This is a genomic window from Nocardioides sp. NPDC000445 (assembly GCF_040300245.1).
GTDB lineage: Bacteria > Actinomycetota > Actinomycetes > Propionibacteriales > Nocardioidaceae > Nocardioides.
This window is the reverse complement of record NZ_JBEPDH010000007.1, coordinates 194,679-208,070: the sequence shown is the minus strand read 5'-3', so window position 1 is coordinate 208,070 and position 13,392 is coordinate 194,679. Positions and strand designations below refer to the sequence as shown.

The 13,392-nt window shown below is 69.8% G+C and carries 10 protein-coding genes; 4 read left to right on the top strand and 6 right to left on the bottom strand.

What is annotated here, in order from left to right:
• Positions 1–110 precede the first annotated feature (110 nt).
• Both pepN and ABT304_RS11885 read left to right on the top strand, forming a co-directional pair.
• Positions 111–2,543: an aminopeptidase N gene (gene pepN / locus ABT304_RS11890; RefSeq protein WP_350715360.1), complete on the top strand. Its 2,433-nt coding sequence runs from the start codon at positions 111–113 to the stop codon at positions 2,541–2,543.
• Positions 2,544–2,591: 48 nt separating this feature from the next.
• Positions 2,592–3,605 carry an LCP family protein gene (locus ABT304_RS11885; RefSeq protein ID WP_350715358.1) on the top strand — a complete coding sequence of 338 codons (1,014 nt, stop codon included), beginning with the start codon at positions 2,592–2,594 and terminating at the stop codon, positions 3,603–3,605.
• A gap of 579 nt (positions 3,606–4,184) precedes the next feature.
• Here ABT304_RS11885 and ABT304_RS11880 read toward each other — a convergent pair.
• Complete coding sequence (locus ABT304_RS11880) at positions 4,185–5,459, bottom strand: HNH endonuclease signature motif containing protein (RefSeq protein WP_350715356.1); 1,275 nt, start codon at positions 5,457–5,459, stop codon at positions 4,185–4,187.
• 391 nt (positions 5,460–5,850) lie between these two features.
• On the opposite strand from ABT304_RS11880, the gene ABT304_RS11875 reads away from it, so the two are divergent.
• The gene (locus ABT304_RS11875) at positions 5,851–6,321 is read left to right on the top strand and encodes an NUDIX hydrolase (RefSeq protein ID WP_350715354.1); all 471 of its coding nucleotides are present in this window, start codon (positions 5,851–5,853) and stop codon (positions 6,319–6,321) included.
• Between the two features lie 9 nt (positions 6,322–6,330).
• Here the strand turns inward: ABT304_RS11875 and ABT304_RS11870 are convergent, their stop codons facing one another.
• The 4 genes from ABT304_RS11870 to ABT304_RS11855 form a co-directional block, all read right to left on the bottom strand.
• Positions 6,331–6,852 (bottom strand): putative immunity protein, encoded by a 522-nt coding sequence (locus ABT304_RS11870; protein ID WP_350715352.1) that lies wholly within the window; start codon positions 6,850–6,852, stop codon positions 6,331–6,333.
• A gap of 12 nt (positions 6,853–6,864) precedes the next feature.
• The gene (locus tag ABT304_RS11865) at positions 6,865–7,839 is read right to left on the bottom strand and encodes a ribose-phosphate diphosphokinase (protein WP_091052555.1); all 975 of its coding nucleotides are present in this window, start codon (positions 7,837–7,839) and stop codon (positions 6,865–6,867) included.
• 74 nt (positions 7,840–7,913) lie between these two features.
• Positions 7,914–9,368, bottom strand: coding sequence for a bifunctional UDP-N-acetylglucosamine diphosphorylase/glucosamine-1-phosphate N-acetyltransferase GlmU (gene glmU / locus ABT304_RS11860; protein WP_350715350.1), 1,455 nt, complete (start codon positions 9,366–9,368; stop codon positions 7,914–7,916).
• Positions 9,369–9,411: 43 nt separating this feature from the next.
• Positions 9,412–10,170: an SDR family oxidoreductase gene (locus tag ABT304_RS11855; protein WP_350715349.1), complete on the bottom strand. Its 759-nt coding sequence runs from the start codon at positions 10,168–10,170 to the stop codon at positions 9,412–9,414.
• 102 nt (positions 10,171–10,272) lie between these two features.
• Here ABT304_RS11855 and ABT304_RS11850 point away from each other — a divergent pair, with 102 nt between their 5' ends.
• Positions 10,273–11,115: a helix-turn-helix transcriptional regulator gene (locus ABT304_RS11850; RefSeq protein WP_350715347.1), complete on the top strand. Its 843-nt coding sequence runs from the start codon at positions 10,273–10,275 to the stop codon at positions 11,113–11,115.
• Here ABT304_RS11850 and ABT304_RS11845 read toward each other — a convergent pair.
• Positions 11,112–13,241, bottom strand: coding sequence for a SpoIIE family protein phosphatase (locus ABT304_RS11845; protein ID WP_350715345.1), 2,130 nt, complete (start codon positions 13,239–13,241; stop codon positions 11,112–11,114). The genes ABT304_RS11850 and ABT304_RS11845 overlap by 4 nt on opposite strands.
• Positions 13,242–13,392 lie beyond the last annotated feature (151 nt).

The window sequence follows — 13,392 nt, the reverse complement described above, 5'->3', positions numbered from 1 at the left end:
CGGAGCGCGATGCGCTCCCTCGCCGAGGCAACTGCCACAGACTATCCCCGGATCACGCTCACAGCGAAATGCGCGCGCGTGCTGACCTGCGAGGACGTACGTTGGAGGTCGTGTCCCTCACACTCGACGAGGCCCGCACACGGGCCGGCGTGCTCAGCTCCGTCTCCTACTCGCTCGATCTCGACCTCACCGGTCCCGAGACCTTCCGGAGCCACACCCGGGTCCGGTTCCGTTCCACGGTCGCCGAGACGTTCCTGGACCTGAAGGGCGCCCTCGCGGTGTCGTTGGTCGTCAACGGGGAGGCGGTCGACGCCGCCTACGACGGTGTGCGGGTGGGCCTGACCGGCCTCTCGACCGGGCTGTCCGAGGGGGCGGTCAACGAGGTGGAGGTGACCGCGACGCTGCCCTATACGACCGACGGCGACGGGATGCACACGTTCACCGACCCCGTCGACGGATCGCGCTATGTGTCGGCCTACCTGGGCATGGACAACGCCTCGAAGGTCTTCGCCTGCTTCGACCAGAACGATCTCAAGGCGTCGTTCGCGGTCACGGTCTCCGCAGATCCGGCCGACACCGTCCTCGCCAACGGCGCCGTCGTCTCGCACGACGGCGGCCGCTGGGTCTTCGCCACCACTCCCCCGATCCCGCCGGCACTGCTGGTCGTCGCCGCCGGGCCGTGGCACTCGGTGCGATGGACGTACGCGCTCGGTTCCGGGGAGAGCCTCGACTTCGGCTGGCATGCCCGTCGGTCGTTGGCGGCCGAGCTGGACCGGGACGCGGACGAGCTGCGGCATACGTCCGAGGCGTGCTTCGCCCACTACGCCGACCTCATCGACGAGCCCTACCCCTTCGACTCCTACGACCAGGTCTTCGTGCCCGGGCTCAACTGGGGTGCGCAGGAGATGCCGGGGTGCGTGACCTACCGCGACGAACTGTTGCCGCGCGGCGCGATCACCGACACCCAGCGGGCCATCCGCGCGGTGATCATCGCCCACGAGATGTCGCACATGTGGTTCGGCGACTCGATGACGATGACCTGGTGGGAGGACACCTGGCTGCAGGAGTCGTTCGCGGACTACATGGGCTATCGGGTCGCCGAGGCGGGCGCCGGCTTCTCGGACCTGCGGGTCGAGGTGGAGATCGGGAGCAAGCCGTGGGGCTACCGCTCCGACGCGCGCCGCTCGACCCATCCGGTCGCTCCGCTGGCGGTGGACGTACCCGACGTGGACACCGCCGCCACCATCTTCGACGGCATCTCCTACGCCAAGGGCGGGGCCTGCCTGGTGCAGCTCGCCTTCTGGCTCGGCGACGAGGAGTTCATGGCCGGGGTCAATCGTCACCTGACCCGCTTCCGGTTCGCCAACGCGACCCTCGCCGACTTCGTCGAGTCGCTCGCGGCGAGCTCGCCGAAGGACGTACGCGGGTGGGTGGACGCCTGGCTGCGGCGCCCGGGGTTCGACACCGTGTCGGTGCGGCGCGACGGAGACGTCCCGGTCCTGGAGCGCGAGGGGAGCCGGCCGCATGCGTTCACCGTCGCCGGCTACGACACCTCGCTGCGACTCGTCGGACGCACGCGGGTCGAGCTGGGTGCCGAGCCGGTGCCGCTGCCGGAGTTCGCCGGGCTCGTCGTGGTCCCCAACGCCGGCGGCGAGACCTTCGCCGCGCTCCGTCTCGACCCGGGGTCGTGGGAGGCGCTCTCCGGCGGGCTCTCCCGGCTCGAGGACCCGCTCGTACGTGCCGTGCTCTGGTCCGCCACCGCCCTCCGGGTGCGATCGCGTGACCTGTCCGCCGACGACTACCTCGATCTGGTCGAGACCCACCTGCCCGCAGAGACCCGGGCCGACATCATCGAGGGCGTGCTCGCCGAGACCCGGTCGGTGGTGATCCCGCATCGGGTGCCCGCATCGCGAGCGGCTGGAGCGGTCGCGCGGGTCGCCGCCGCGTCCGCCGCGGGCCTGGCGGCGTCCGCGGACGACGAGCAGCGGGCGCTGGCCTGGGCCGCGGCCCTGGCCGCGACCAGCGCGGACGCCGAGCTGCTGCGCGGCTGGCTGGACGCCGACAAGATCGGGGTCAGCATCCCCCTGCTGCCGACCACACGCTGGGCGGCGATCGTACGTCTCGCCTCGCTCGGTGAGGCCGACGCGCGCTTCATCGCGACCGAGCGCGACCGGGACGGCACCGCCGAGGGAGACCTCGGGGCGCTTCGCGCCCTCGCCGCCCGCCCTTCGGCCAGCGCGAAGGACGCCGCCTGGGAGGCGATGCTCGCCCCCGGTGTCGACAACCGTCGCTTCGGGGCGCTGGCATCGGGGATGTGGATCGCCGAGCAGGCGCATCTGCTGCGTCCCTACGTCACCGCCTATCTCGCAGAGGCGCCGGCCCTGGCCACCCGTGGCCAGGCCTTCGCCCTCGAGGTCGGGCGCGCGTTCCCGCGGATCGCTCTCGACGACGGTCAGCTCGATGCGCTACGCGCGGCCCTGGCCGGCGACGTACCGACGATTCTGCGACGGTCCTGGGAGGACCACTTCGACGACCGCGAGTAGCGACCACTAGCCTCTATCCGCCCTCGACCCCCACCACTGAGGACGGCCATGAAGAAGACGCGCATCTGGCTCGGCGTCGGGATCGCGTTCGTCGTGCTCGTCGGCGCCGTCACCGGCACCGGCTGGTACCTCGCCCACCGGCTCGACCGTCAGGTCCGGACCGTCGATGTCTTCGCCGGGCTCGAGGAGCGTCCCGAGGCCGCCGGCGACGCTGCCGGCGCCTTGAACGTCCTGCTTCTCGGCACCGACGGGCGCACCGGCGGCAAGGCCACCACCGGCAGCGAAGCCACGGCCTCGTGGACCCCCGGCGAGCAGCGGGCCGACACGATGATGCTGCTCCACCTCAGCGCGGACCGCCGCTCGGCCTCGGTCGTCTCGATCCCCCGGGACTCCTGGGTACGGATCCCCGGGCACGGCAAGGCCAAGGTCAACGCCGCCTTCTCCCAGGGTGGGCCGAGGCTCAGCGTGCAGACGGTGGAGAAGCTCACCGGCGTACGCATCGACCACGTCGCCTGGGTCGACTGGGCCGGCTTCGAGGAGATCGGCGACCTCCTCGGCGGCGTCGAGGTCTACATCCCCGAGACCGTCCACGACTCCGCACGCCACCGCACCTGGACCAAGGGCACCCACCTGCTCAGCGGTGAGGAGGCCCTCCTCTACGTACGCCAGCGCTACGGCCTCCCCGGCGGCGACCTGGACCGGGTGAAGCGCCAGCAGTACGTGCTGCGCTCCATCCTCCGCGGCCTGAGGCAGAGCGTCGACCCGAAGAACCCCAAGAAGGCCTACGACCTCCTCGACATCATCACCCGCCACCTGACCGTCGACTCCGGCTTCTCCGGCAGTGACCTTCGTGGGTTGGCCCTCGATCTCGCCCGGATGCCGTCTTCGGAGCTCACGTTCTTCACCGCCCCCGTGGCGGGGTTGGGCAAGGAGGGCGCGCAGAGCGTCGTCCGTCTCGACAAGCGCGAGGGTCGCCGTCTGTGGGCGGCTATGCGTGAGGACGACATGGCGAGCTGGCTCGCCGAGAATCCCGATGCTGTGACTGGCGGAACGGTCAGCTGAGGTTCTTCTCAGAGTTGGGGCCGCCGACCCGTTACGGATGGTGTTCTCGACGGCTCCCGGAGTAAAGGACGGCCTTCGGCCGCCGGCTTCGCCGGTCGCCTTCGGCGATCCTTGACACCGGGCTCCGCCGAGAATTTTGGCTGGCTATCGGGTCGGCGGCGGGGTCTGGCGCAGCGGATTCAGTTGGGTGCGGGCTTGGGGCCGTGGGCTGGTCATGCGCCGGCGGATCGTGCCTCGTGGGTGCCTACGGCAGTGGGCGTGACCTTGTGAATGGTTCACAAGAGGGCCGTTGTTTTTGACCGGGTCGGGTTCGGTGCCGGTCGGGTCGCGAGTTTCCCACTGATCGGGAGAGTTCTCCACGGGCGTGGAGGTTCCCCACTCTCCGGAGGGTGGGGAACCTTGCGGCGGTGGGGATGTGTCCCCGCGAGTGCGGAGGCGGCGAGCGTGGGGTCCAGGAAGCTGACCGGAACGCTCATGCGGGCACTGGGTCGGGCGCTTCAGCGAGAGCTGACGACGGGTTGATGTTGGAGTCGTCGGGCCGAGGGGCAGGCCCGGTGGTGTGATTCCTTGCCCGGCCGGTTAGGGGCGACGGGTGAACCTGATGGTGCCGTCGGGTAGACGCTCATGAACGTAGGCCGCGTTGTGCGCCAATCGGTGATGATGCGGACACAACAACGCCCCGTCCTTCAGATCGGTCTTCCCGCCGGCGGCCCAGGGTTCTAGATGGTGGGCGTCGCACCATTCCGGTGGCATGTCACAGCCCTCGGCCTGGCAGCACTTCTGCTGCAACCGGAGTGCCTTGCGTTGGATGGGCTGGAAGAACCTGCTGCCCCGGCCAGCGTCGAGGACCTCACTGTCACCACCCAGGACCCAGGGGATGATGGTCGCGTTGCACGCCATCCTCCTCGCCTCGGCCGCGGAGATCGTGGCCCCGTTGGTCTCGTCATAGCCCAGGGTGGCGATGCCGAGGTCTTTGCGGAGCTCCTCCAGGGAGATCACCACGTTGACCACGGTGGCGTCGCCACCGTGACGGGGCAGGGCCGCCGGGTCGATCGTCTCAAGCAGCCGCGAGAACCCCTGACCCATCAACCGCTCCCACGGCGGCAACGGAGCACCCTTGCCGACCAACTGTTGTTTGCGGGGCTGGGCCCAGGCCTCCACCAGCCGCTTGAACCTCATCCCCATCGAGGTCGGCAACACCCCGTCGAAGCCGACGGTGCCGTCGTGGTTGTCCCAGACCCGCAACGCGGTCTTCTGCTGAGCGCGTTCCTCCTCGGCCAACAGTGCTTTGGCTTCAGCGTCTTCGAACCGGGCCGGGTCGATCTCACGCAGGATCCGTCGTCCGACGATGCGGAGCTCGTTCGCGGTCAGCCGGGTGGCGTAGTCAACGAGCAGCTTCTCGGCGAGGACCAGGTCCTCGCTGCTGGCGACCGGGTCGGCCTCGATCTTGTCGAGGGCCTGGGTGATCACCCGTGCCTTGTCCTGGGACACCACACCCTCAGCCAGGCCGGCAGCGACGAGGTCGTACTTGGCCACCGCCGCGGCGAGTTTCACCTGCGAGCGAGCCACGGCCTTGTCGACCAGGAGCTCGGTCCGCATCCAGGCGGAGGCGTCCTTGGCACCGGTCTCCTCGGCGATATCGCCGGCAGATGCGAGCACCCGGAGTCTGACCGCGGCCAGCTTGGCTTGGAGCTTCTCCAGCCGCTCCAGGGAGTCCTTCTTCTGCCCGGTGCGCCAATAGGCCGGATCGCGGGTCAGCAGTCGATCGAGGGAGGATTCGATGGCGCTCAGTTCTGCGTCGATCGCGTCACCGGGGTTGGTGTCCCAGTGGTTGGTGTCGCGTTCAAGACTCATCGCCATCCCTCCCTTCAAAGAGGTGTTGTGATGGGTCTGATTCTACGCTTCCAACGCTTGGTTGACTATCTATTTTCCCTGGTCAACTACTGTTTTCGCGGTGAGCGAACGGCCTCGTATCTGTGGATGGTAAGTGGCCCGAAGGGCCACCCTCGCGCCCCATCAACATCACCGGCCCGAAACAACATTCACTCCGCACCACACCCGGGCCGCCGCCCCGATAGCCAGCCAAATCTTTCTCGACGGGCCCCGGTGTCAAGGACCGCGAAGCGGCCGGCGAAGCCGGCGGCCGAAGGCCGTCCTTGACTCCGGGGTTCGTCGAGAAGACCCTCGAAAACGGGTCGGCGGCCCACCCCAACCAAGAAAGAACCCCCCAGCTACCGTGAGAAACATGCCGATCCCAGACTTCATCGTCGCCGTCCGTCAGAAGCTAGGAACAGAGCTGCTCTGGCTCCCCGGCGTAACAGCAGTCATACGCAGAGACGACGAGATCCTCCTGGTCCAGCGCGCAGACAACCTGAGATGGACACCGATCACCGGGATCGTCGACCCCGGCGAGCAGCCGGCGACGGCAGCAGTACGCGAGGCGAAGGAGGAGACCGGAGTGGACATCTCGGTCGACCGCCTGGCATCGGCAGGAGCGACGAGCCCGATGGTCTATCCCAACGGGGATCGTGCGGTCTACATGGACCTCACGTTCAGCTGCACATGGCGCTCGGGCGAGGCGTACGTCGCAGACGACGAGTCCGCGGATGTCGGCTGGTTCCGCGTGGACGAGCTCCCGGAGATGCCTCCGGAGCTCCGGGCGCGGATCGACGCCGCGCTCTCCGGCGAGGCCGAGGCCCGGTTCGTCGCACCGTGAGCGGGCTCGTCAGCCAGAGGCTCTCAACCGGCTGTCGAGGACACTCATGAGCTCTGCGACACGGATCTTGCCGGCCGGCACGACCGGATAGCGCGCGAGTACGTCGAGCAGCACCGGGCTCGCACGCTCGACCGCACGGTCCAGGGACGCGACGGCAGCCCCAGGCTCGGAGATCTCCGCGATCCGCGCGACGCTGGCTGCCGCGCGCAGGATGTGGCCGACCTGAGCGGCATCGGCGAGCGGATGGAGGTACGCGGCCGATGCGGCGTCGCCGGCGCTTCGGGCGGCCAGCCGAGCCGCCTCGGAAGGGGCCTCCTTGGCCGCCCGATGGGCATCCAAAGACGTGACGCGCTGCAGCTTCGTACGCCGTGCACCACCGACGAACTCCCAGGCCGCATCCAGCGCCGCCCTCGGTCGAGGATCGTCGGGGCAGGCCGCCTCGAACAAGGGCAGGACCTCGGCAGCGGCCTCCGCGACGTAGCGGGCGACGACCCGGAGCTCGTCGATCGTCAGCTCGAAGTCGCCCGCCACGAAAGACCAGGGTCAGGCGTGGCCGTCGAACATCGAGGTCACCGAGCCGTCCTCGAAGACCTCGCGGATCGCGCGGGCGAGCATGGGGGCGATGGAGAGCGTGGTGAGCTTGTCGAACTGCTTCTCCTCCGGCACCGGGAGGGTGTTGGTGATGACGACCTCGGTGGCGGTGGAGTTCTTCAGGCGGTCGACGGCCGGGTCGGAGAGGATCGCGTGGGTGGCGCAGATGATCACGCCGGCGGCACCGTCGGCCATGAGCGCGTCCGCGGCCTTCACGATCGTGCCGCCGGTGTCGATCATGTCGTCGGTGAGAATGCAGATGCGGTCCTTGACCTCACCCACGACGCGGTTGGCGACGGTCTCGTTGGGCCGGTTGATGTCGCGGGTCTTGTGGATGAACGCCAGCGGCGCCCCACCGAGCCGGGCCGCCCAGCGCTCGGCGACCTTGATCCGGCCGGCGTCGGGAGAGACGACGGCGAGCGGCTGGTTGCCGTACTTGTCCTTGATGTAGTCGGTCAGCAGCGGCAGCGCCATCAGGTGGTCGACGGGACCGTCGAAGTAGCCCTGGAGCTGGTCGGCGTGGAGGTCGACGGAGATGATCCGGTCGGCACCCGCGGTCTTGAACATGTCGGCGACCAGACGGGCCGAGATCGGCTCGCGGCCGCGGTGCTTCTTGTCCTGGCGGGAGTAGCCCCAGAACGGCATCACGACGGTGATCCGCTTGGCCGAGGCGCGCTTCAGCGCGTCGACCATGATCAGGTGCTCCATGAGCCACTGGTTGATCGGCGCCGTGTGCGACTGGATGACGAACGCGTCCGAACCGCGCACCGACTCCTCGTAGCGTACGTAGATCTCGGAGTTGGCGAAGTCATAGGCCGAGGTCGGTGTCAGCTTCGTTCCCAGAAGGTCGGCGACCTCCTCGGCGAGGACCGGGTGAGCCCGGCCGCTGAAGAGCATCATCTGCTTCTCGGTGGTGCGCTTGGTCATGTGCTGGCTCCTACCCCCGGGGTCACTGCACTTGGATTCTCCATCAACTTCGCTGCCGGACCCAACCCCGGGGGTCACTCCCCTGTCGCCGAGGGTTCACCGAGGATGAGTACGCCCGACTCGAGTGCCTCCTCGGCCGCGGCCGCCTGCGCCGTGCCTGCCCGCTTCGCCAGCGCCCACCCCTCGATGATCCGCTGCTGACCTGCGGAGACGGCCAGCGCACCGGGCGGAACGTCCTCCCGGATCAGGGCCTCGCCACCGGTCGTCGCGCCGTCGCCGACGACCACCGGGGCGACAAAGGTCACACCTGACCCCGACTTCACGTGTCGCCCGATCCGGGTCTTGTGCTTGTTGACGCCGTCGTAGTTGGCGAAGATCGTGCCGGCCCCGATGTTGGTGCCCTCGCCGATCGTCGCGTCGCCGACGTAGGACAGGTGCGGCACCTTGGCGCCGGGCCCGATGGTCGAGTTCTTGACCTCGACGAAGCCGCCGATCTTGCCCTCCTCGCCGAGCACCGTGCCCGGGCGCAGGTAGGAGAACGGCCCGACGTTGGCACCGGGTCCGACGACGGCGAGCTCTGCCTGCGTACGCACCACCCGGGCGCCGTGGCCGACCTCGGTGTCCTTCAGTGTGCAGTCGGGACCGACCACCGCGTCCTCGTCGATCCGGGTGGCACCGATGAGCTGGGTGCCGGGCAGGATGGTGACGTCGGGCGCGAGCTCGACGTCGGCGTCGATCCAGGTCGTGGCGGGGTCCATCACGGTGACCCCGTCCTTCATCCACCGGGTCACGATCCGATCATTGAGGATCTTCCCGAGCGCGGCGAGCTGGGCCCGGTCGTTGGCGCCCTCGGCCTCGCTGACGTCGTCGAGGACGAACGCGTCCACCCCCAGCCCGTCCGAGACCGCCAGCGCGATCGCGTCGGTGAGGTAGAACTCCTTCTTCGCGTTGTCGTTGCCGATCCGCGGAAGCACCGAGGCCAGGAACCCTCCGTCGAAGGCGATGATCCCCGAGTTGATCTCGTTGATCGCCCGCTCCTCGTCGGTCGCGTCCTTCTCCTCGACGATCCCGGTGACCCCTGCGTCTCCACGCAGGATCCGGCCGTAGCCGAAGGGCTCCGGGACGATCCCGCTCAGGATCGTCGCGGCCCGGCCGGCGGCCTCGTGGTCGGCCACCAGCGCACGCAGCGACTCGCCGCGCAGCAGGGGCGTGTCGCCGTACGTGACCAGGACCGTCCCACCGGAGACCGCGCCGGCCTCGACCGCCACCCGCACGGCGTGCGCCGTGCCGAGCTGCTCGGTCTGGACCGCGATCACGGCCTCGGGCAGGATCTCGGCGATGTGGGGCTCGACCAGCTCGCGCTGGTGTCCCACGACCGCGACGACACGGGACGCCCCGGCCTCCGAGACGGCGGCCAGGACATGGCCCACGAGACTCCGGCCCGCGATCTGGTGGAGCATCTTGGGAGTCTTGGACTTCATCCGGGTGCCGCCACCGGCGGCCAGCACGATCACGGTGAGCTCGCTCATGTTGCGTCAGTCTAGGCCGCCGCGCCCGAGCGTCGACCCGGGGTCAGCGGACCCGTTCCTCGGCCGCGTTGAGGACCCCGATGATCTGGTCGTAGTCGCCACGCACCTCGGCGAATCGCAGCAGCTTGACCTGCTCCACGAGCACCTCGTGTGCCTCCGGATCGGCCTCGAGCAGCGCCATCACCTCGTCGACGTACGCCTCGAGCGGCATCGCGTGCTCGGAGCTCTCGTGACCCGGCATCAGGGCCGTACGGACCGCCGGCGGGACGAGCTCGGTGACCTGGATCCCGATCGGCTCCAGCTGCATCCGGATCGACTCGGAGAGCTGGTGGATCGCCGCCTTCGTGGCGTTGTAGGTGGGCGTGAACCGCAGCGGTGTGTGGGCCAGCCCCGAGGAGACGGTGAGGATCGTGGCGCCGGGACGCTCGCGCAGCTGCGGCACCAGCGCGTCGATGAGCCGGATCGGACCGAGCAGGTTGGTCACCACGGTCTCCTCGGCATCGGCGAGGAAGCCTCGCGTGGTCCAGTCCTCGGAGCGCATGATCCCGGCCATCGCGACGAGCACGTTCAGCTCAGGGAAGCGGCTGACCACGTCGGCGGTCGCCTCCGTGATCGAGGCGGCGTCGGCGGTGTCGATGTGGACGGTCTCGAAGCCGTGCACCTGGGCCAGCTCGGAGAGCAGGGACGTACGCCTGCCGCCGATGATGACGGTGTTGCCGCGCTCCTTGAGGCGCAGGGCGAGAGCGAGGCCGATCCCGGAGGTCGCTCCGGGGATGAAGATGGTGTTTCCGGTGATGTTCATGCCTCCACGCTGCGGCGGCGGCTCCGTCTGCGGGAGAGACCTGGTGATCGTGGGATCGGCGGTCCCTGGTTGCGTACGATCCCACCCCGCATCATGGATGCCATGGACCGCGCCTCCCTCGCCGACTTCCTCCGACACCGCCGTGAGGCGCTCCGCCCTCAGGACGTCGGCCTGGTCGCCGGACCGCGCCGGCGCACGCCGGGCCTGCGCCGCGAAGAGGTCGCCGCACTGACCGGGATGTCGACCGACTACTACGTACGCCTCGAGCAGCAGCGCGGCCCACAGCCCTCCGAGCAGATGCTCTCCGCGCTCGCCCGGGCGCTGCGCCTGACCGTCGACGAGCGCGACCACCTCTACCGGCTGGCCGGACACAACGCCCCGCGGCGTACGTTCGAGGACGGCCACGTCGCCCCGGCGCTGCTCCGCGTGCTGGACCGGCTCGAGGACACTCCGGCGATGATCATGTCCGCGCTCGGCGAGACGCTGGTCGCCAACCGGCTGGCGACCACGATCTTCGGGGACCGGGTGGCGCTGACCGGCTGGGACCGCTGCGAGGCCTACCGCTGGTTCACCGACCCCTCGACGCGGGGCGTCTACCCGCCGGACTACCACGAGACGCACGGCCGTGGTCTCGTCGCGAGCCTGCGGATGGCCTACGGCGCACTCGGCGAGAAGTCCCGCGCCGGCGAGCTCGTACGCCTTCTGCTCCCCCGGTCCGAGGAGTTCCGCGAGCTGTGGGAGCGGCACGAGGTCACCCACCGGTTCGAGGACCACAAGACTCTGCTGCACCCGCAGGTCGGGCGCATCGACGTCGACTGCCAGGTGCTGTCAGCCCAGGATCAGGGCCAGGCGCTGCTGGTGCTGACGCCGGTGCCCGGCAGCGAGGCGGAGGAGAAGATCCGGCTGCTCGCGGTGCTCGGTCACGAGGAGTTCAGCACCCCTTAGGAAGCGGCACCCTTGCCCAGGTCGAGGACGAGGACGGCCATGTCGTCGGAAGGCGGCACGCCCGAGAAGTCGGCGACCGCGCGCAGCAGCCGGTCGGCGACGGCCTGCGCTCGCAGGTCGATGCCGGTGGCGAGGACGGCCTCGACCCCGGCCTCCTCGAACATCGTGTCCCCGGCGCGCCGCTCGAGGACACCGTCGGTGACGACGACGAGCCGATCACCGCGCTCCACCGTCACCTCCTCCTCGATGTAGTCGACCGCGTCGAGCACCCCGAGCAGCGCCTGCGACCGGCCGACCCGACGGGCGGGAACACCAGGCCGGGCACGGGTGACCAGGAACGGTGGAGGGTGGCCCGCACAGACGAGCCGCACCCGGAAGCGGGAGGCGGCGGTGACCTCGAGCGTGCCGCACACCAGCGTGATGAACCGGCCCCGCAGGCCCTCGTCGCCGATCGCGGCGTTGAGCCGCTCCAGGGTCGGCGCGATCGGGATGCCGGCCCGCATCAGCGCCCGCACCGTGTGCCGCGACATCCCGGCGACCGCGGCCGCCTCCGGCCCGACGCCGCACACGTCGCCCACCATGAAGCCCCAGCGCCCGGCGCCGAGCGCGAAGATGTCGTAGAAGTCGCCGCCGGCTTCGTTGAACTCGCCGGTCGGCTCGTAGCCGACCCCGATGTCGACCCCTGAGATCTCCGGAAGGACGGCCGGCAGCAGGCTGCGCTGCAGGGACCGGCCGATCTCCTGGAGCTCGGTGTGCGCGCGGGCGTTGTCGATGGCCAGCGCCGCCCGGCGGGCCACCGCCTCGGCCACCATCAGGCGCTCGCGCCGCAGCGGCTCACCGGCAGGCCGCCCGAGGGTGAGCCAGCCGATGACCCGGTTGCGTGCCTCCAGCGGAAGGATCGCGACCTCACCCTCGACATCGGGCTCGGCCGGAGCCTCGGGGTCTTCCGGCTCCGCATCCTCCAACGCGTCCCGCACCGCGTCGAGCTGGTGCTCGTCGGCGTGCCAGGCGAACTGGAGCCGGGGATGGTCACGGGCGTCGTTGAGGTAGATGCCGCACCACGTCGCCAGCCGCGGCACCACGATCTGTCCGGTCATCGCGGTCGTCGTCTCCAGGTCCAGCGACGAGGCCAGCATCACGCTGGCCTCGCTCTGGAACGTCAGCCAGGCGCGGCGCTCGCTGTCGGCAGCCCGCGTGGACGCCCGGTCGACGCTCGGCGCGGCCCAGTCCGCGACTCGCTGCAGCTCGGCGCCGTCCTCGGTCGCGAAGCCGCCCGCCCCCTTCTTCGCGACCGCCAAGGTGCCGATCACCCGGCCCTCGAAGGCCACCGGTGCGGTCGCCAGCGAGCGCAGCTCGAGCTCTCGGAGCAGCTCGACCGGCGTTGCCCGCAGGTCGCCGATCGCCAGCGGACGGAACGAGGCCCTGAGGCTCGGTGCGCCAACCTCGCCACGGCGCACGCTCCGGCCCTTGATCGGCGTCGCCGCCCCGCTCGTCGCGGCCACCACGAACCGGTCCTCCATCTCGTCCTCGAGCATGAGGTACGCAGCATCGGCGTCGAATCGCTCCCGGGTCTGCTCCACGACGAGGTCGAGGATGTCCGCGAGCGCGAGCTGGTTGAGGTCGAGCCCGCTCAGCCCCAGCGGATCCCGGCCGGGCGTGGCCACGTTCTCCCGGCGGCGTACGTCCTTGCCCTCCGCGACTCCCCCGTTGGGCGCCTCGACGTCGAGGGTCGTCTCCACGAGCGCGAACGCGGCCCACACCCGCTTGTGGTCCCGGCGGTACTCCACTCCCCAGGCCGTCGCCAGCGCCGAGGTGATCAGCAGCCCACGTCCGTGCTCGCCGGCCCCGGGCCGGGCGTTCGCACCGACCGGGAGCACCCGGGTCGGGTGCTGGTCGAAGACGTCGATGCGGAGCCGATCCTCCTCGCGTACGACCGCCACGGTCATGGGCGTGCCCGCGTGCGTCACGGCGTTGGTCACCAGCTCGCTGGTCAGCAGGACGGCGTCGTCGAGGAGCTCGTCGAGGCCCCAATCGGCAAGCACATCGCGCGCGAATCGGCGCGCTTCGGAGACCGACGTCGGTGCCGGCTCGAAGGTGCGCGACTGCGTCTTGGCTCCGGTGCTCATGACCACCGCCGATTCTGCACCTGTTTGGCACCGATATGGCACTGATCACCGCAAGGTACCGGCAGGTAGGTCAAGGAATTACCAGAATCGGTGGTGAACGACCATTTGTGAGCCACGGCCAGCCGCGGAGTGCGACACTTCAGCAGACGCG